The sequence below is a fragment of the Serratia sp. LACPHL-BACT-2024-00286 genome (assembly GCF_043109535.1).
In the GTDB taxonomy this organism is placed as follows: domain Bacteria; phylum Pseudomonadota; class Gammaproteobacteria; order Enterobacterales; family Enterobacteriaceae; genus Serratia; species Serratia sarumanii.
In genome coordinates this window covers 398,911-417,640 of record NZ_JBICNA010000003.1, presented here as the reverse complement: position 1 = coordinate 417,640, position 18,730 = coordinate 398,911, and the positions used below count along the sequence as shown (strand labels likewise).

Genomic DNA, 18,730 nt, shown 5'->3' with positions numbered 1-18,730 from the left:
GCAAACGTCATAAAACTGACATAAGATGCCCGGTTATCTTACGGCGCAAGCCCGATTACATCAGCGACAGCGAGACACATGACACAGACGACGGCCAATCAACATCCCCGAGATCGCATGCGCGGGCGCATCGACCGCGGCGTGCAGGCGGCAGTGACCGCCAGCGGGCTGATGGTGCTGATGACGTTGATGCTGATCTTCGTTTATCTGCTGTTTGCGGTGCTGCCGCTGTTCAAACCGGCCTCGCTCGGCCAGGCGCAGCCGCTGCCGATCGCGGCGTCGGCCCCGGCGCTGGCGCTGGGCATGGACGTGCAGCAGCGCGTCGGTTACCGCATTGACGCGCAGGGCGCGGGGCAATTTTATCGCCTGACGCCGACCCCGAACGGCCAGCCCCAGGCGCCGCTGGCGCAGCAGACGCTGTTGGCCAAGCCGGCGCTGCTCGCGCAGGCCGCCGGAGAGCGCGATCTGTTTGCGCTGGCGCAGGCCGACGGCCGCTTGGTGGTGGCGCGCGCGGATTTCGCGACGGCGGAGACCGGCCGGCCGCAGTGGCTGTTCCCGCTCGGGCAGCAGCCGTTGGCGCTGGATCCACAGCGCAAGCCGCTGAAACTGATGACGCTGGCGGATGCGCATCGCGGGCAGTATCTGCTGGCCGGGGTGACCGACGATCGGCGCCTGGTGTTCGGCCGTTTCAGCCCCGACCGGCCGCCGCAGTTCAGCGAGCGCCCGCTGGAACACGACGGAGAGCAGCTGGTGCTGACGCCGGATGGCCGCCAGCTTTACCTGCTGACCGGCAACCGGCTGGCGCGTTATCAGATCGACGGCGCGCAGCTGCAGCTGCGTGAAACGCGTACCCTTGGCGAACATGCCCCGTATCAGATGACGGCGCTGCCAGGCGGCAGCGCGCTGCTGATCAAGGGCGCCGACGGCAATCTGCGCGAGTGGTTCGAAGTAGAAAAAGAGCAGCGCTGGCGCCTGACGCCGGTGCAGCATTTCGACCACGGCGCCGACGGGCGGGAGCTGACGGTGGCCGAGCCTTACCGCCGGGTGTTCGCCACTCTGCGGCCCGACGGCGGTTTTTCGCTGTTCTCCGCCATTCAGCCGCAGCCGCTGCTGAATGCCCGCTTGGGCGCCGAGGTGCGGCAGATGGCGTTCGCGCCGCGCGGCGATGGCCTGCTGCTGGAGAGCGCGCAGGGCTGGCAGCGCTATGCGCTCGACAATCCGTATCCGGACGTCACCTGGCGTTCGCTGTGGGGCAAGGTGTGGTATGAGAACTACCCGCAGCCGGCCTACGTCTGGCAGTCCACCTCCGGTGAAGACAGCTACCAACCCAAATTCAGTTTGATGCCGGTAATCTTCGGCACCTTCAAGGCGGCGGCTTACGCGATGCTGTTCGCCATTCCCCTGGCGCTGGCCGGCGCTATCTATACCGCTTATTTTATGACGCCGGGGCTGCGGCGGGTGATCAAACCGGCTATCGAAGTGATGGGCGCGTTGCCGACGGTGGTGATCGGGCTGGTGGCCGGCATTTGGCTGGCGCCGATCATCGAGCAATACCTGTTGGCGGTGCTGGCGTTGCCGCTGCTGCTGGCGGCGGCGGTGCTGCTGTGCGGCGCATTGACCCACCGCTTTATGCCGCGCTGCCGGCCAGGTGTCGATCTGCTGTTGCTGTTGCCGCTGCTGGCGTTGACGGTGTGGCTGGCGCTCAGCCTGGGGCCGCGGCTGGAGGCGGCGCTGTTCGGTGAGCCGCTGCATTTCTGGCTGGGGGATAATTACGACCAGCGCAATGCGCTGGTGGTGGGCGTGGCGATGGGCTTCGCGCTGGTGCCGATCATCTTCTCGCTGGCGGAGGACGCGCTGTTCAGCGTGCCGGCTACCCTGAGCCAGGGCTCTTTGGCGCTGGGTGCCACCCAATGGCAGACGGTGATCAAGGTGGTGCTGCCTTCCGCCAGCGCCGGGATTTTCTCCGCGCTGATGATCGGCTTTGGCCGCGCGGTGGGGGAAACCATGATCGTGCTGATGGCCACCGGCAATACGCCAATTATCGACGGCAGCCTGTTCCAGGGGCTGCGAGCGCTGGCGGCCAATATCGCCATCGAAATGCCGGAGGCGGTCTCCGGCAGCAGCCATTACCGCGTGCTGTTCCTGACCGCATTGGTGCTGTTTATCTTCACCTTCGTGTTCAACACGCTGGCGGAGGCGGTGCGCCTGCGGCTGCGTAAGCGCTACACGCCGAATCAGGAGGCGCCATGAAGAACTGGGTGAAGAGCGGATCGCCGTGGATTTGGCTGACCGCCGGTTCGGTCGCCGTCAGCCTGTTGGCGCTGATCGGCATTCTGTTGCTGTTGGCCGGGCAGGGGATGCGCTATTTCTGGCCGAGCCCGGTTTATCAGTTCGAGCTGAATCAGAACGGCGCCGGGCCGGTGACGGTGATCGGCGAGCTGTACCAGCAGCAAAGCATTTCGCGCCGCCAGCTGACGGAGGCGGGTGTGACGCCGCCGGGCGAGGCGCAAAGCGTCGAACGCTATCTGATCAAGGTCGGTAACCGCGAGCGTGAAGGGCAGGATTTCCGCACCTTGCTGGCCAGCGACATCGGCAGCCAAAGCACGCCGCGCAGCCTGCTGGTGCTGGAGCGCGACAGCCACGGCACCGCTTACGGCTATCTGGCGGGGCTGCTGGAGGACGGACAACCGCTGACCGGCCGCAATCTGGGGCAGGCGTTGCAGCAGCGGCTGCCGCAAATTGCCGCGCTCTCGCGCCAGGCGCACGACATTCAATTTCGCGATATGGCGCGCATTAATCAGCAGTTTGACGCGCTGCGGCTGCGGGAAAAGCGCCTGCAGCGCGACGATAAGCTGGACGCCCGCGCGCAGGACGCCATCAAGGCCGAGCGGCTGGAGCTGCAGCGGCAATACCAGCTGCTGTCCGAACGCCTGGCGGGGCTGAACCGCGATCGCCAACGTGATGCGCTGCTGCTGCGCGATATGCATGGCCAGACGTTGACCATTCCGCTCAGCCAGGTGCGCGATGCCTGGTACCCGAACGCCATGAACACCAGCGAGAAGCTGGCGCATTGGGGCGAGCAGGTGAAGAAGTTCCTCACCGACAGCCCGCGCGAGGCGAATACCGAAGGCGGGGTGTTCCCGGCCATTTTCGGCACGGTGTTGATGGTGATCCTGATGTCGATCGTGGTGATGCCGTTTGGCGTGATCGCGGCGGTATATCTGCACGAGTATGCCGGCAACAATCTGCTGACGCGGGTGATCCGTATCGCGGTGGTCAACCTGGCCGGCGTGCCCTCGATCGTCTACGGCGTCTTCGGCCTCGGCTTTTTCGTTTATATGATAGGCGGCACGCTCGACCAGCTGTTCTATCCTGAATCCTTGCCCAACCCGACCTTCGGCACGCCCGGCGTGCTGTGGGCGGCGCTGACGCTGGCGCTGCTGACGCTGCCGGTGGTGATCGTCGCCACCGAGGAAGGGCTGTCGCGCATTCCCACCTCGCTGCGGCAGGGCTCGATGGCGCTGGGCGCCAGCCGGGCCGAGACGCTGTGGCGCATCGTGCTGCCGATGGCGGCGCCGGCGATGATGACCGGCCTGATTCTGGCGGTGGCGCGCGCCGCCGGGGAGACCGCGCCGCTGATGCTGGTGGGGGTAGTGAAATCGGTGCCGGTGCTGCCGGTGGACGAGATTTTCCCGTATCTGCACCTGGAACGGAAGTTTATGCATTTGAGCTTCCAGATCTACGATATGGCATTCCAGAGCCCGAGCGTAGAGGCGGCGCGGCCGCTGGTGTTCGCCACCGCCTTCCTGCTGGTGACGATCGTGGTGAGTTTGAATCTGGCGGCGATGGGTATCCGCCATTCGCTGAGGGAGCGGTACCGAGCATGGTCGCAGTAACAATGACGCTATTTTTGGGGAGTGCGTAATGGGTTTGATGACGCCAGGCAGTTTGCCCCGGCTGGATGTCCAGCATCTCGACGATGAACAGACCGCGCTGGCGGTCAACGGACTGAACCTGTTTTATGGTGACAAACAGGTGCTGCACGACATTTCGCTGCGCATTCCGAAGCACCGGGTGACGGCCCTGATCGGCCCTTCGGGCTGCGGCAAATCGACGCTGCTGCGCTGTTTCAACCGCATGAACGATCTGGTGGACAACTGCCGCATCGAGGGCGATCTGCAGCTGAACGGCACGACGATCTCCGGCGCGCAGATTGACGTGGCGGCGCTGCGGCGGCGGGTGGGCATGGTGTTCCAGCGGCCGAACCCGTTCCCGAAATCGATCTATGAAAACGTGGTGTACGGCCTGCGGCTGCAGGGCGTGCGCGACCGGCGCTTGCTGGATGAAGCGGTGGAGCGTTCGCTGCGCGCCGCCGCGCTGTGGCATGAGGTGAAGGATCGGCTGCGTGAAAATGCGTTCCGCTTGTCCAGCGGCCAGCAGCAGCGCCTGGTGATCGCGCGCGCCATCGCCATCGAGCCGGAAGTGTTGCTGCTCGACGAGCCGACCTCGGCGCTGGATCCGATCTCCACGCTGACCATCGAGGAGCTGATTTCCGCGCTGAAACAGCGTTACAGCGTGGTGCTGGTGACGCACAACATGCAGCAGGCAGCGCGCGTCTCCGACTACACCGCTTTTATTCATCAGGGGCGGCTGGTGGAGTACAACGATACCGACGCCATCTTCACCTCGCCGCGCCAGCGCCGCACCGAGGATTATATTACCGGGCGGTATGGGTGAGCGACGTGCCGCACCCCTAGCGAACGAAAGGCTGCGGGATAATGCAGCCTTTCGTCTTTAGGGCGGCCGTCAGTAATTTTCGCGAATGCGGATCGCTTCTTCTACCCACTCCGCCAGATTTTCCTTGATGTGATTATAGACATTGGTGCTGGTCAAATAAGGCGGATCATAGGCTTTGGCGATTCCGGAAAGCTTTCTATCCCCCAGCTTGATATGATCCAACGGGTTGTTGCCTTTTCGGGCTTGTTCGCCGGCGCTGTCTTTCAGGTTATGGATATACACCACCAGCACGCCCATGCCTTTCTTCCAGGCTTCACAGATTTCGAAGTTGATCCACTTGCGATTGGCGGTATCTTTACCCGCGAGAATCACAGCGCAGCTCCGATTGTCCAACTGGCCTTTGATCCAAGCGGCGATGGCGTCGTCACCGCCTTTTTTCACTTCCTCCCAATCGTTATCCGTGGCCGGCCGGTTACCTTCCAGCGAGCCCATTTCGCGTATCTGAGAAGCGCGCCAGTTGTCCGGCTCATAATGGAAACTGTAAAAACATTTTCTGGTCATCGAGGATTATCCTTAGTAATGATATCGATAAGTGCCAACAGGCATGTTTTCTTCTCCGCCAGGCTGCCCGGCTCGTTAAGTTGATCCAGCAGGTTCATGGCGACGGGATGGCGGTGATAGAGGGTGTCTTTCATCTCCTCCTTGATTTTTCGGTAGATCTCGGCGGATGCGCCGCCGGTACAACCGATAGGAATGCAGACGCAGCCTTGTTCCGCAGCGATGTGGAACTCTTTCAATAAACCGTCGGCCAGCACGCATTCGCCTTCGGCGTTACGCTTGTTGCCGAACAAAAAAACCGCGATGCCGCTGAGCGAAATCATGTTCTGGCGGTATTCGTGCCAAAGTGCCGGCAGCGTAATGCTCCCGCTGGCGAATTGGGGGAAAGGGCGCAATACCAGCTGGCTTTCGCTGATTTTCCCCCCGCTGGCGTAAATGGCTTCCAATGCGCCGTTGATCACCGCCGTGCCCACGCCCCAACCGAAGCCGTTGACGATGCGGTACTGTTTGCGGATAAGCAGGCGCGCCAGGCGGTGTATGAACTGGATGGACTCTTCACGGGCATAGGGGTGGTAGTTGTCGGCGCTGCCGGAGATAAACACCGTGCTTTTCTTGAATTGCGTTTCGATGGCATACAGCAGGTCGGTGATTTGCCGATAGTCCTCCACCAGCAGCGTTTGAATGCCGTAACGGCGCAGATCGTTGATCATCAGGCTTTGTTTTCGGCTGTTGTAATCATAAGACGCCTGATCCTCGCTGCCGCTGTCGCCAGCCTGAACGCGCCGCATGATGCAGTAGTGGTTTCTTTTCCCTTCGCCGTACTGCGCGTAAAGGCGACTCAATACGTATTGCAGGTTGGGGTCTTCAAAGCTGAAACCGATAAACAGGAAGGTTTTGGCGGTCAACTCCGCCATCAGCATGTTGATAAAAGGAAGGTGTGTACGGGAGTAAGTTTCGTATTGTTCGCGGGTGATAATCGCCTGGTTGGGGGTTCTATAATCACCATGCATTTTATATAAGACAACATCGCGCTTGTGAATATTGTTGGTCAGACTTTCCGGCGTGGTTTTAACGTCGCAGACGCGATTATAACGGGCATAGGTTTTTTCAATCAGATCGTCGTAGTTGGTTGTCCAGAGTGACGCTATCGGCAATCTGGCAATGATCCGATGATTTTCAGTTTCTTCCGCTTGCTCAGCGAATTCTGTAATTATTTTTTGATTTATCTTATGCCGGTTGCCTTTTTCATTGAGATGATATTGAGCCAGAGAAATAAGGTCACTTTCTTTTTCTATATCCAGCCCCAATTCATAAGCGATATCACCGATAAGCTCTTTCCAGCTGACGAAACCGGCGGGTATGGACAGCCCGGCGCCGGCAAATAGCGCGGCGCTGCCGGCTTTGATATCATTAACGTAATCACGAATAAACAGTTCTATATCACGTTCTGGCATTAGGAAATCCTGATATTGTTCGAGGTTCTTGATTGGTTAGTTGTAAATTATGGCTTTCATGAATAATTGCATTAAACAAAATATCACGGTAAGACGGCGGGTTAATTTTGTAAACTTTATTTTTTATTTTTAGCGATATTGTGCGTGTTATTTAACTCTTGAATTTATTATTGGCAATTATTTGGGTTTTTAATTCATGTGGTAATAATATCCGCCATCAGGAAATGTGGCGGCAAGCTCGATAAAATATATTCCTGATGTTTAACCACGTTGTGAACCCGATCAAACAAAAACAATTCTCATTATCATTGATCGTCGGTGTAAAATGTATATACTTCGATAAGCTATGTAAACTAACGTAAATGGATGTGTTTAAATGTGTGCATGGAAGCCCGGGATTTGGCCTGCACTCTTGGCGCTCTGCGCTCCGGCGTGGTGTGCGGAGATCGCCAGCCCTGCTGACCGCGACAGCATTACCCAGCAGCAGAAAACGTTGCTGGAACAGGCGCAGCAGCAACGCGAGGCGCTGCAAAATAACGTTGAGTTGCCGGCCTTGCCGCTGCCTGTGTCGGCCGCCGCAGGGGCGGTTTGCCAGCCGGTGCGGCAGATCGTTTTTCAGGGCGCCGAACATCTTTCCTGGTCGGTGAAGGAAAGCCTGGTTCGCCCGTATCAAGGGCGCTGCCTGACGCTAGAGCACATCAACCGTCTGGTGCGCGAAACCACCAATGCTTATCTGCAACGCGGCTATGTCACCTCGCAGGCCTGGCTACAGGAGCAGGATATCTCCCGCGGCGTGTTGACCGTGAGCGCCAGCGAAGGGCGAATCGAGTCCATCACGCAGAACGGCGAGCAGACGCTGGCGCTGAAAATGGCGTTTCCCGGCCTGGTTGGCGACGTATTGAATCTGCGCGATATTGAGCAGGGCATGGAGCAGCTCAACCGCCTGCCATCGCAACAGGTGGTTATCGATATTCAACCCGGCGAACAACCCGGCTTTTCCAACGTGGTTTTGCTGCGTGGCGCCCGGCGCGCGCCGGTCTCTTTCTCTTTCGGCGCCGATAACAGCGGCCAGAGAAGCACCGGCACCGGGCAGATGAACGCCGCCTTCACGCTGGATAACCCACTGCGCCTCGCCGATCAATGGTCGCTTTCCGCAGCGCGCAATAACGATTTCAGCCCGCATTACCGCAGCCGCAGCCTGAACGGCGGCGTCACCTTACCCTACGGCTATTGGCTGTTCAGTTACCAGTACGCCTGGAACGATTTTTTCCAGCGGGTGCCGTTCAACGGCGCGGCTTACCGCTATCAGGGCAACAACCAGACCCAGCGTCTGGGCGCCAACCGCACGTTGCTGCGGGATGGCAAACGCAAGCTGGCCGTCGATATCGGGCTGGCGCGGCGTACCACGGAAAATAAGCTGGCGGGGGAACGGTTGGGCGTCAGCAGCCCGACGCTCAGCGTCGCCAGCCTGGGCCTCAATTACAGTGCGGCTGCGGGCGGCGGCTATATGACGCTGAACCCGACGGTAAGCCGCGGGCTGCGCATGCTGGGCGCCACCGCCGACGATCCTGAGCGCGACGGGGCGCCGCGCAGCGAGTTCCGCAAGCTTGGCCTCAGCGCCAGCTACTTTTATCCGCTCGCCCCCTCTCTCTATTACCTGACCTCGGCCTATGGGCAAACCAGCGCAGACAACCTGTATGCCGGCGAGCGCATTTCCATTGGCGGGCAATACTCGGTGCGTGGCTTTAAAGAGCAGTACCTGACCGGCAATCGCGGCGCCTACTGGCGCAATGAACTCAACTGGCAATGGCGGACGTTGCCGGGGCTGGGAGAGCTTTCTTTCACCGGCGCGTTAGACGCCGGTTGGTTGCAGGGGCGCGCCGGTCTGATAGACGGCGGCAGCGTCGCCGGCGCGGCGCTAAGCGCGACGTTAAACGGCCGCTGGTTCAATCAGGCGGTCACCGTCGGTAAACCGCTGACGCACCCAGGCAGCCTGCAACCGGATCGTTGGGTGGCCTACTGGCAAGCCACCGTCACGTTATAACGCCAGCACACAGCAGGAGCGCCTCGGCGTTCAAAACAACATCCTTTCGAAGGAATGAATATGGATAAGCTCAATCATCCGCTGGCGCGGGGCGCCAGCTATTTGCTGATCTACCTGACGGCTTTCCAGCCGTTGCACCCGGCGTTCGCCGCCGGTATTACCGCCGCTAACGGCAATACCCAGGTTCATATGAAACCGGGCAACGTGCCGGTGGTGAATATTGCCACGCCGAACGGGGCGGGGATTTCGCACAATACCTACAAGGATTTTAACGTCGGTACGCCCGGTGCGGTGCTGAATAATGCCATCCAGGGTGGCAAGACCCAACTGGGCGTGACTATTGAGAATGCAAAGGGCAACCCGAATCTGAAAGGGAAGCCAGCAGAACTTATCATCAACGAAGTCACCGGAGGCAGTCGTTCCGAGCTGCAGGGCAAGCTCGAGGTATTCGGCAACAAAGCCAACGTGATGATCGCCAACCCGAATGGCATCACCTGCAACGGCTGCGGCTTTATCAACGCGCCGGGCGTGACGCTGACCACCGGCAAACCGCAGTTCGACAAGCAGGGCGCGCTGGAGGCGCTGGAGGTGAAAAAAGGCGGCGTCACCATCGGCGGTAAAGGGCTGGACGGCAGCGGCGCCGACTATGTTGACATCATCAGCCGCGCCACCGAGCTGAACGGCAAAATCAACGCGCAAAACCTGTCGCTGACCCAGGGCGCTAACCGCATCAGTTTTAAAGACGGCACCATCAAGCCGATCGCCGGCGAAGGCGCCAAACCGGTGTTGGCGGTGGACACCAAGGCACTGGGCGGCATGTACGCCAACAAAATCCGCCTGGTGGCCAATGAGGATGGGGTAGGGGTTAACCTGAAAGACCTCACCAGCAAACAGCGGGATATTACGCTGAGCGTTAGCGGGCGGATTGAGTTGGGCAATACACAGGCAGCGACAGACTTGAACGCCAGCGCCAGGGAAATTCATATCTCATCGGGCGTTAAGGTGCGCGGTGAACGTGACGTGACAATGGCTGCCGATACGCTCAATAACAACGGCAATGTTACGGCGCATCGCGATATGCGGGTGTTTGCCGATACGGTACGCAATGTGGCACTACGTGATGGCGACAACACCGCATTGCATAGCAACAATAATCTCTGGATTCAGAAAGACGCTCAGGGGAATAAAGCCAAACAGATAGAAAACCGCTCTGCACGCATTCAGACCAACAGCGGTGACTTGGTTATACGCACGGAGAATTTGACCAATGTCAGGCAAGAGGTTCAAGCCGTTTGGAAAAATACTCCCGCTAACTCTAAAGCGTTCAATAAATCCTTGGTAGGAAGTTATTACGACTCACGGCAAGGTGTTGACGCTATTGTGCTGCTGGAGCCTGAACTGAAGGACTTTGGCATCGGCAGTTGGTTTGGCGAAATCAACCTGTCGAAAGGCGACAAGGTTAATGTGGGGAAAGACGAGTATCTTCTGGTGAAATCGCAGGCGCCGGGGGTGATAAATTCAGGCAACAACGCTTATATCAACGCGACAACGTTATGGAACGATCAGTCGAATATCAGCGCGGCCAAAGATCTGATCCTGACGGGGAACGATTTTACCGTAAAGAGCATTCAACTCGGCCAGAAAGATCGGTACTGGCGTCTGGGAACGAACACGTTTGGCGTTGGGGCGTTTGCCCGTGACGAAGATGCGCCTCCCGGAGATTGGGATCTGCTGTATGTCACGGAAAAAGCGCCTTATACCAAGCAGCAGGAACTTGTCGTCTGGCGAGCAAAGGGGCAGCAAAAATCATCGATTACCGCCGGCAATAATCTCACTGCGGATTTTAAAAATAAGATAGAGATCAGTACGCCGACGCCTCATGAAAATCAGCTGAATGAAGTGGTCACCTCCGGCAGGCCAGAGTCGCTAAAGGCACGGAATGTTCTGCTGCATGCCAAAAACATCGTCGGTACTGATGCGATTCGTGCCGACGGCAATATCACCGCGATTGCCGAAGATCGGATTGTTCTTGGGCAAGGCATTTTGGCCGCCGGAAAAGAGCTGTCTCTGACGGCGGTCAACGCCATCGACGCCTGGCAAAGTGAGCTGAAAGGGCAGGACGTCACGCTAAACGCCAAAAACGGTGAGATAAAGATACATTCCAGCGAGAAACCTCACTACTTCCGCCCTGACGGTTCGCGTTGGTTGGGCAGCCTTGAGGCTTCACGCGATCTGTCTCTCACGGCTGGCAGTACCATTACGTTGCTGAATACGCTGCTGGCGCCGCAAAGTCGCAATATCGCCATGACGGCTAACGGCAGCATTGCAATCGTAAAAAACAGCGCGTTGTTGGAGGGGTCGCTATTGGGGGGGCCGGTTTCTCCGGCTAAACGGCAGGAATACTTCAACCAGCTGTTGGCCAGTGGCCAAATGAGGGCAACGGGTTCGGTTCTGCTCAATAGCGGTGGCTATCTGGCGCTCCGCGGCGCCAAGATTAATGCGGACAAGGACGTTACGCTGTTAGCCGCCCATAACGCCGATCTTAACTACCGTGAACTTGACGGCCGATTCAATGCGCTTTTCCCTGTGTCCCGCACGCCTGAACTGGGTAGCCGGGTACACGCCGGCGGCAATTTGCTGATTAACTCGGCCCGCGACATCGGCACCCAGGGCGGCGCGCTCTCCGCTAACGGCAATATCACGCTGCTGGCCGGGCAGAATCTATGGTTGTCGAACCTGGCCTATTCCGCCATTGATGCCGCCAACGACAACAACAAAGACGACCGCCATGTGGTCACAGCCCTCAGCGCGGGTAAAAACCTGACCGCGTCGGCGAATAACCAACTGCTGACTTACGGCGCTAGGCTGACCTCCGGCGCCAACATGACGCTGACCTCCGGCGGCGATATGCGTTTCGAGGCGGTGCAAAATCACACTTACCGCGAGGGCGGCAACGAGTTCACCGAAACTCGCACCCAGCAAGGCACCGAGCTGAATGCCGGCGGCCTGATGACGGTGATTGCCGGCGGCAGCATTCTGTTCCAGGCGACCAAGCTGGTGGTTAAAGGATTAGGGGCGAACTGGAAACCATCGGTAGCGGTGACGGATTGGGGGAGTCGGATAGCCATTGCAGAGCAGCAGCTTCAAAATGCACAGCAGCGTATCAATCAGGCTCTGCAGGACAAGAGCCGGGCTGAACAAGCGAAAAACAGTAAAAGCAATGAATTTAATACGTTGCAGCGTGACATTGATACGCTAAGACAAAGACAAGCAGATAATTTAAGGAAGACTCAGGAATTTTCCGCCAAGCATGGCAAGTTAATGGAAATTAACGATTGGGGTTTATGGCAACAAAGTGCCGCCCTCGCTGCCGAGGGTATCGGCATCACCCATGAACTCTTGGAAAAAGAGAAGCGTGCGAATATCCTTCCGAATGAAATAAATGCCGAGCAATCAGCGTTCAATAACGCGCAACAGCGCCTTACTCAGGCCACGCAAGATCGCGATGGCGCTCAATCACGCCTGGCAACCGCCCGCAACGAGGCGAAAAGCAAAGGGGCGGACGAGGCCAAACAAAAAGCCCAGGTCGATGCCCACAACCAGGCAGAGGCTCGGCGTGTCGGCAATATGGATATCGCCGCCAAGGGCGGCTATCTCTACGCCCAGGCGATGGAAGAGTCCAGCCACTTCGAGAAAAAGGAAACCAAGCGCAAATGGTGGGGCAAGAAAACCGAGGTTAAGCAGACCCGCCACGACGTGACCAACAAGGTTACCGAGTTTACCGCCGCCGGCAATATCACGCTGATGAGCCGCGACGACAGCACCTATGAAGCCAGCAAAATCGCCGCTGGACAAAACGCACGCCTGACCAGCTCCCGTGGCCAGGTTAACTTCCGCGCGGTGAAAAACACCTCTTTCGAACAGACCGTCAGCAATTCGAAAGGCTTCTTTATCAAGCAGGCCAATAAAGGGTACGAAGACAATAAGTGGGTGCTGCCGAGCATTCATACCGGTGGCGCCTTGACCGTAGAGGCCGCCAAGGGCGTCAGCGCTGATGTGAAGGTGAAAAACGGCCAGGCGCTGCAAAGCGCCATCGACGCCCTGGGCAATACGCCGGGCACCATCTGGGTCAAAGATCTGAACAAGCGCAACGACGTGCAGTGGAGCAAGGTCAAAGACGCTTACGACAGCTGGGATTACAAGAGCCAGCACCTGAACCCGGCGGTGGCGGCGGTGATCGCCATCGCGGCGGCGGCGGTGACCGCAGGCAGTTCACTGGCGGCCACGGCGGCCTCCAGCGTTTCCGGCGCCGTGGGCGGCGGGGCGGTAACCAGCGGCGCGGTCACCGCCGGGATGTCTTCGCTGGCCTCCCAGGCGGCGGTGGCGCTGGTGGAGAACCAGGGCAACCTGTCGAAAACCCTGCAGGCGCTGGGTAGCAATGAAAACGTCAAGGCGACCGCCACGGCGATGGCGATCGGCGGCGCGCTCAACGGTTTCGACAGCGCGATGGGCTGGAGCAAGGACGCGGCGGGCAAACCGCTTAATCCAAACAACGTCAAACTGCCGCAGTTGAGCAACGGCGACTGGAGCAAGGTGGCGCAGCGGGTGGCCGGGCAATCGGTCATCAGCTCCAGCCTGAATACCGCCATCAATGGCGGCAGCTTCAAGGACAACCTGACCAATGCGCTGCTGGCGAACATCGGCAGCCAGGTTCAGGCCGAGGGCGCCAATCTGATCGGGGATAACGGTCAGGTTCTCAATATACCGGGCCGGGCCGTAAGCCATGCCGTTCTAGCGGGCGTGGCCGCAGAAATCGGCAAGGGCAATGCCAAAGGCGCAGCGGCAGGGGCGCTGGCGGCGGAGCTGGCCGGGGTGATATTGGGCGACAATATCATCAAGCCGGAGGAGTGGCAGAAGAAATCGGAACAGCAGGCGCAGATGGCACGAGTGCTGGGCGCAGCCGCAGGCGCAGTCTTCACCGGCAAGTCTGATGGTGCTTACAGTGGCGCCACCGGTGGTGAGAATGCGTTCCGATACAACTATCTCAGCCACAAACAGCAAGAATTGATGGAGAAAGATTTGGCGGCCGCGAAATCGCCGCTCGATAAAGCGGTTGTGTTGGCGAACTGGGGAATAACGAGCCATACCCAGGATGGCGCCTTTGCGGCAGGTGTAGTCTCGGGCATCCCAGTTGAAATCAGCGATACGGTGGATGGTTTGGTCGCCGTGGCCAGTAATCCACGCGAGGCCGCGGATGCATTAATAGCTCTGATAAAGAACGATGAACGATTCTCGATTATCGGAGAGAGTGTGAAACAGGAATACCTGGGGCGGATCGAGACATTCAAGACGAAGTACGAACATGCCGGCGTGGATGGCGCTTTTGGTGCAGGTCTGGAGTTTGGTAAACTGACGATGGCCGGGCTAGGGCTGTTTGCTGGGGCCGCCGGTGCAGGTAAGCTGGGTGTAAAAATAACTAGTAACACGCTTAAAGCTACTTCCAAAGCTGCCGAGAAAAACACATTAATTGCTCTAGACCGCATGCCCAAAAGTGAGACGAAACTTCCGTGGGACTCTTGGCAAAATTATCCGAAAAAAACAGTTGATGGACGTCAATACGCACGTATAGGTGATCGTCTTTACTCTCAACATGCCGTTGACCGAATGCAACCAACAAGCTTAGGTTCCCCAGCAGGAACCATTGGACCTGGAAAAACCATTTCTCCAAATATAGTTGAACATGTAATTAAAACAGGTGTTACTGAAACAAGCATATCCAATGGTATTCAAAGGACAATTTATCGGGCTGGTGACATTGGTGTGGTTACTGAAAACAATGGTAACATCATAATCACAATCCTTCGTAGGAGTGAAAAATGAGTGAGTGGATTTATCCCGATGTAATTAAAAAACTTAGGTTTTCCTGTGTGGCCTTTTTAGAGGGAAAACTATCTGTGGCTGAAGTTCAATCAGAAATAGATAACGCAGGTAACAGTATTGTAGCGATAGAGGAAAAATGGTTACGACAGTTGCTACTTGATGCGGAAAGCGATATTGAACTTTTGATCTTCACTATTGACAATGAAAAATTGACAGCAGCTGTTACACCTATCGTACAGAATATTATCAAGGAAATAAGTTAGGAAATGGCTTCGCCCCTATTTCAGCAACGTGCTATGCATCATAAATAGGTAAATAATACCGTTTATGGAGGCTGCTGACCCACGTATGGAAACGGCTCTTCGGAGCCGTTTCTGTTTTTTTATCGTCCCCGCCCCGAAAACCGCAATACCAGCCCTATCAACAGCAACGCAGCGCCCGAGGCGTAGAGTGGGAACCAGCGCGTCCACCAGAGCGGGGAAAACAGCGGGGCGCTATTGGGATCTGCGGAGGCGTAGCCGCTATAGGTATTTAGGCCGGCGGTTATGGCGAACATGACCAGACCGATAAAAAGCAGCAGGTTTGAGATGGTCGTCATTATATTTTCCTTTGTAGAGGTAGAGGGTAACTCTTACTATCAATATGAATTATTGTTCGATTAATTATCTCGGGAAATATTATTTATTTCCGCATTCATCAGACTATTTCCTGACGATAAAATAGCATGCCTTAATACTAGCCACTTATTTCCCAATAAAAAACCCGCCTGCGCGGGTTTTCTCTTTTTCTTGCTGACCGTCACTTCACCAGCGGCTTATCATTGGGCGTTTTGAACTTCGCCAGGTATTGCGGCTGGAAGATGCACATGCGCAGCACGGTGCGGTATTCGCCGTTGACGAAGAACTCGTCGATCAGCTCGCCTTCCACGTTGAAGCCCAGCTTGCTGTAGATGTGGATCGCCTTCGGGTTCTCTTTGTCGACGATCAGGTACAGCTTGTACAGGTTCAACACCGAGAAGCCGTAGTCCATCGCCAGGCGGGCGGCGGTGCTGGCATAGCCTTTGCCCTGGTGGGCGGGATCGATGATGATCTGGAACTCTGCGCGGCGGTGGATGTGATCGATCTCCACCAGCTCCACCAGGCCGACCTTGGCGCCTTCGTGCTCGATGATAAAGCGGCGCTCGCTCTGATCGTGGATGTGTTTGTCGTAGAGATCGGAAAGCTCGACAAAGGCTTCGTAGGGTTCTTCAAACCAATAGCGCATAACGCTGGCGTTGTTGTCCATCTGGTGGACGAACGACAGATCGTCCCGTTCCAATGGGCGTAACCTGACGCTGGCAGTGCTGGACATGTGGGCTCCTCTGTACCGTGAAATTGTGCAAAGTATAACTTCACAGAATGGATGAAGGCGAAAAAAAAACGGCGCCGCGTGGGCGCCGTTTAGGCAAGGTTCAGGCTGCGCGCATCAGTCGGCGGCGTGGCCCTGCTCAGGCAGGCGTTCGCCGTCCAGCCAGGCGGCGCCATCGCGCATCGCCAGGCGGCCGTCGACGAACCAGCTCACCACCAGCGGATAGATCGTGTGTTCCTGGGTTTGCACCCGTTCAACCACGTCATCCTCTTCGTCGTCAGCGAAAATCGGCACCTTGGCCTGCAAAATCACCGGGCCGCCGTCGAGCTGTTCGGTGACGAAGTGCACCGAGGTGCCGTGTTCGCTGTCGCCGTTGTCGATGGCCTGACGGTGAGTATGCAGCCCGGGGTATTTAGGCAGCAGGGAAGGGTGGATGTTCAGCATGCGGCCGGCATAACGCTGTACGAACTGCGGGCTGAGGATGCGCATGTAGCCGGCCAGCACCACCAGATCGGGCTGGTGCTGGTCGATGGCGTCCGCCAACGCGGCGTCGAACGCCGTGCGATCGGCATAGGCCTTGGCATCCAGCGCCTGGGTGGCGATGCCCGCCGCCTCGGCGCGCTGCAGGCCGTAAGCCTGCGCCTTGTTGCTGAACACCGCCACGATCTCGGCGGCGATGCGGCCCTGCTGGCAGGCGTCAATCAGCGCCTGGAGATTGCTCCCCTGGCCGGAGACCAACACCACGATCTTTTTCATCAGTTGATGACCACTTGTTGTTCGTCGGAAGAGGCGGTCAGTTTACCGATTTTCCACGCTTTTTCACCTGCCGCGGTCAGCAGCGCGATGGCCGCTTCCACTTCGGCTTCCGGCAGGGCGATGACCATGCCTACGCCGCAGTTGAAGGTGCGGTACATTTCATGGCGGCTGACGTTGCCGGCCTGCTGCAGCCAGGTGAACACCGCCGGCCACTGCCAGCTGGCTTCGTCGATCACCGCCTGCATGCCTTCCGGCAGCACGCGTGGAATGTTTTCCCAGAAGCCGCCGCCGGTGAGGTGAGCGATGGCGTGTACGTCCGCCTTCTCGATCAGCTCCAGCACGGACTTCACGTAAATCTTGGTCGGCGCCAGCAGGTGGTCGGCCAGCGGTTTGCCTTCCAGCTGGGTGGCGGTCGGATCGGTGTTGCTCACTTCCAGGATCTTGCGCACCAGCGAGTAGCCGTTGGAGTGCGGGCCGGAAGCGCCCAGGGCGATCAGCGCGTCGCCGGACTGCACTTTGCTGCCGTCGATGATCTCGGATTTTTCGACCACGCCGACGCAGAAACCGGCCACGTCGTAGTCTTCGCCGTGGTACATGCCCGGCATTTCAGCGGTTTCGCCGCCCACCAGCGCACAGCCGGACTGTTTGCAGCCTTCGGCGATGCCGGTGATCACGCTGGCCGCGGTGTCCACATCCAGCTTGCCGGTCGCGTAGTAGTCGAGGAAGAACAGCGGCTCGGCGCCCTGAACCACCAGATCGTTGACGCACATCGCCACCAGATCGATGCCGATGGTGTCGTGGCGTTTCAGATCCATCGCCAGACGCAGCTTGGTGCCCACGCCGTCGGTACCGGAAACCAGCACCGGCTCGCGGTATTTCTGCGGCAACGCACACAGGGCGCCAAACCCGCCCAGACCGCCCATCACTTCCGGGCGACGGGTCTGTTTAACTACACCTTTGATGCGGTCTACCAATGCGTTGCCAGCATCGATATCGACACCTGCGTCTTTATAGCTGAGAGAGGTTTTGTCGGTCACTGCGCGATTCCCCACGACGGTTTGCGGTTTGAAAACTGTGCTTCCGATGTTGATTCCGGAATAAGGCGCGGCAATTCTAACAGCGCAGGCAAACGTTTGCGAGCGGCTTGTGAACCGGCTCCGCTTTTTCGTCATCTATACTGATATTCAAACTTTTGTTGATCCCGATCGGGCTATTGTGGGTGGCGCGGCGAAAAAAAGGAGGTATAATCCCGCGATTTTTTTGGCCGCAACCACCTTAATAGGAGAAAAATGATGAAGATCGTTGAGGTGAAACACCCGCTGGTAAAACACAAGCTTGGCCTGATGCGCGAAAATGACATCAGCACCAAACGCTTCCGTGAGCTGGCCTCAGAAGTGGGTAGTTTACTGACCTATGAAGCGACCGCCGATCTGGAGACGGAAAAAGTCACCATCGAAGGCTGGTGCGGGCCAGTTGAAGTGGATCAGATCAAAGGGAAAAAGATTACCGTAGTGCCGATCCTGCGCGCAGGCCTGGGCATGATGGAAGGGGTTTTGGAGCACGTGCCGAGCGCGCGCATCAGCGTGGTGGGCGTATACCGCGACGAAGAAACCCTGGAGCCGGTGCCGTACTTCCAGAAGCTGGTTTCCAACATCGAAGAGCGTATGGCGCTGGTCGTTGACCCGATGCTGGCCACCGGCGGTTCGATGATCGCCACTATCGATCTGCTGAAGAAAGCCGGCTGCCACAGCATCAAGGTGCTGGTTCTGGTGGCGGCGCCGGAAGGCATCGCCGCGCTGGAGAAAGCGCACCCGGACGTTGAGCTGTACACCGCCTCCATCGATCAGTGCCTGAACGACAAGGGCTACATCGTGCCTGGCCTGGGCGATGCGGGCGACAAGATATTTGGTACCAAGTAAACATTTGAGCCGACTTAACGAGTCGGCTTTTTTTT

The 18,730-nt window shown here is 57.9% G+C and carries 13 protein-coding genes; 7 read left to right on the top strand and 6 right to left on the bottom strand.

Features of this window, described 5'->3' with window-relative positions:
* Positions 1-78 precede the first annotated feature (78 nt).
* Genes ACF8MC_RS11690 through pstB form a run of 3 tightly spaced genes read left to right on the top strand, consistent with a single transcriptional unit; the run spans position 79 to position 4,737 of the window.
* Positions 79-2,250, top strand: a complete 2,172-nt coding sequence (locus ACF8MC_RS11690) for an ABC transporter permease subunit (protein WP_164105170.1) — start codon at positions 79-81, stop codon at positions 2,248-2,250.
* Complete coding sequence (pstA, locus tag ACF8MC_RS11685) at positions 2,247-3,896, top strand: phosphate ABC transporter permease PstA (RefSeq protein WP_033648825.1); 1,650 nt, start codon at positions 2,247-2,249, stop codon at positions 3,894-3,896. The genes ACF8MC_RS11690 and pstA overlap by 4 nt, the downstream gene beginning before the upstream one ends.
* 28 nt (positions 3,897-3,924) lie before the next feature.
* A complete protein-coding gene (pstB, locus tag ACF8MC_RS11680) occupies positions 3,925-4,737 on the top strand; it encodes a phosphate ABC transporter ATP-binding protein PstB (RefSeq protein ID WP_047570992.1) in 813 nt (270 codons plus the stop codon).
* 69 nt (positions 4,738-4,806) lie between these two features.
* Here the strand turns inward: pstB and ACF8MC_RS11675 are convergent, their stop codons facing one another.
* Positions 4,807-5,298: a TIR domain-containing protein gene (locus tag ACF8MC_RS11675; RefSeq protein ID WP_033654571.1), complete on the bottom strand. Its 492-nt coding sequence runs from the start codon at positions 5,296-5,298 to the stop codon at positions 4,807-4,809.
* Complete coding sequence (locus tag ACF8MC_RS11670; RefSeq protein ID WP_049213368.1) at positions 5,295-6,749, bottom strand: SIR2 family protein; 1,455 nt, start codon at positions 6,747-6,749, stop codon at positions 5,295-5,297. Before ACF8MC_RS11670 ends, ACF8MC_RS11675 begins: the two co-directional genes overlap by 4 nt.
* A gap of 376 nt (positions 6,750-7,125) precedes the next feature.
* Between ACF8MC_RS11670 and ACF8MC_RS11665 the strand changes: the two genes are divergently transcribed.
* From ACF8MC_RS11665 to ACF8MC_RS11655, 3 genes are read left to right on the top strand one after another with little or no spacing between them, the layout of a single operon-like run.
* Positions 7,126-8,793, top strand: a complete 1,668-nt coding sequence (locus ACF8MC_RS11665) for a ShlB/FhaC/HecB family hemolysin secretion/activation protein (protein WP_049213370.1) — start codon at positions 7,126-7,128, stop codon at positions 8,791-8,793.
* A gap of 60 nt (positions 8,794-8,853) precedes the next feature.
* On the top strand, positions 8,854-14,673 hold the full coding sequence (locus ACF8MC_RS11660) for a DUF637 domain-containing protein (RefSeq protein ID WP_239506354.1): 5,820 nt from the start codon (positions 8,854-8,856) through the stop codon (positions 14,671-14,673).
* Positions 14,670-14,936, top strand: a complete 267-nt coding sequence (locus ACF8MC_RS11655; RefSeq protein ID WP_049213429.1) for a hypothetical protein — start codon at positions 14,670-14,672, stop codon at positions 14,934-14,936. The genes ACF8MC_RS11660 and ACF8MC_RS11655 overlap by 4 nt, the downstream gene beginning before the upstream one ends.
* A gap of 119 nt (positions 14,937-15,055) precedes the next feature.
* Here ACF8MC_RS11655 and ACF8MC_RS11650 read toward each other — a convergent pair whose 3' ends face one another.
* The 4 genes from ACF8MC_RS11650 to purM all read right to left on the bottom strand — a co-directional run bounded on the left by ACF8MC_RS11650 (position 15,056) and on the right by purM (position 17,813).
* On the bottom strand, positions 15,056-15,271 hold the full coding sequence (locus tag ACF8MC_RS11650; protein WP_060419990.1) for a hypothetical protein: 216 nt from the start codon (positions 15,269-15,271) through the stop codon (positions 15,056-15,058).
* 200 nt (positions 15,272-15,471) lie between these two features.
* Positions 15,472-16,023, bottom strand: a complete 552-nt coding sequence (gene speG / locus ACF8MC_RS11645) for a spermidine N1-acetyltransferase (protein ID WP_004941631.1) — start codon at positions 16,021-16,023, stop codon at positions 15,472-15,474.
* Positions 16,024-16,137: 114 nt separating this feature from the next.
* Positions 16,138-16,776 (bottom strand): phosphoribosylglycinamide formyltransferase, encoded by a 639-nt coding sequence (purN, locus tag ACF8MC_RS11640; protein WP_049194849.1) that lies wholly within the window; start codon positions 16,774-16,776, stop codon positions 16,138-16,140.
* Complete coding sequence (purM, locus tag ACF8MC_RS11635; RefSeq protein WP_025303843.1) at positions 16,776-17,813, bottom strand: phosphoribosylformylglycinamidine cyclo-ligase; 1,038 nt, start codon at positions 17,811-17,813, stop codon at positions 16,776-16,778. The genes purN and purM overlap by 1 nt, the downstream gene beginning before the upstream one ends.
* A gap of 255 nt (positions 17,814-18,068) precedes the next feature.
* On the opposite strand from purM, the gene upp reads away from it, so the two are divergent.
* Complete coding sequence (gene upp / locus ACF8MC_RS11630; RefSeq protein WP_004941642.1) at positions 18,069-18,695, top strand: uracil phosphoribosyltransferase; 627 nt, start codon at positions 18,069-18,071, stop codon at positions 18,693-18,695.
* Positions 18,696-18,730: the final 35 nt, after the last annotated feature.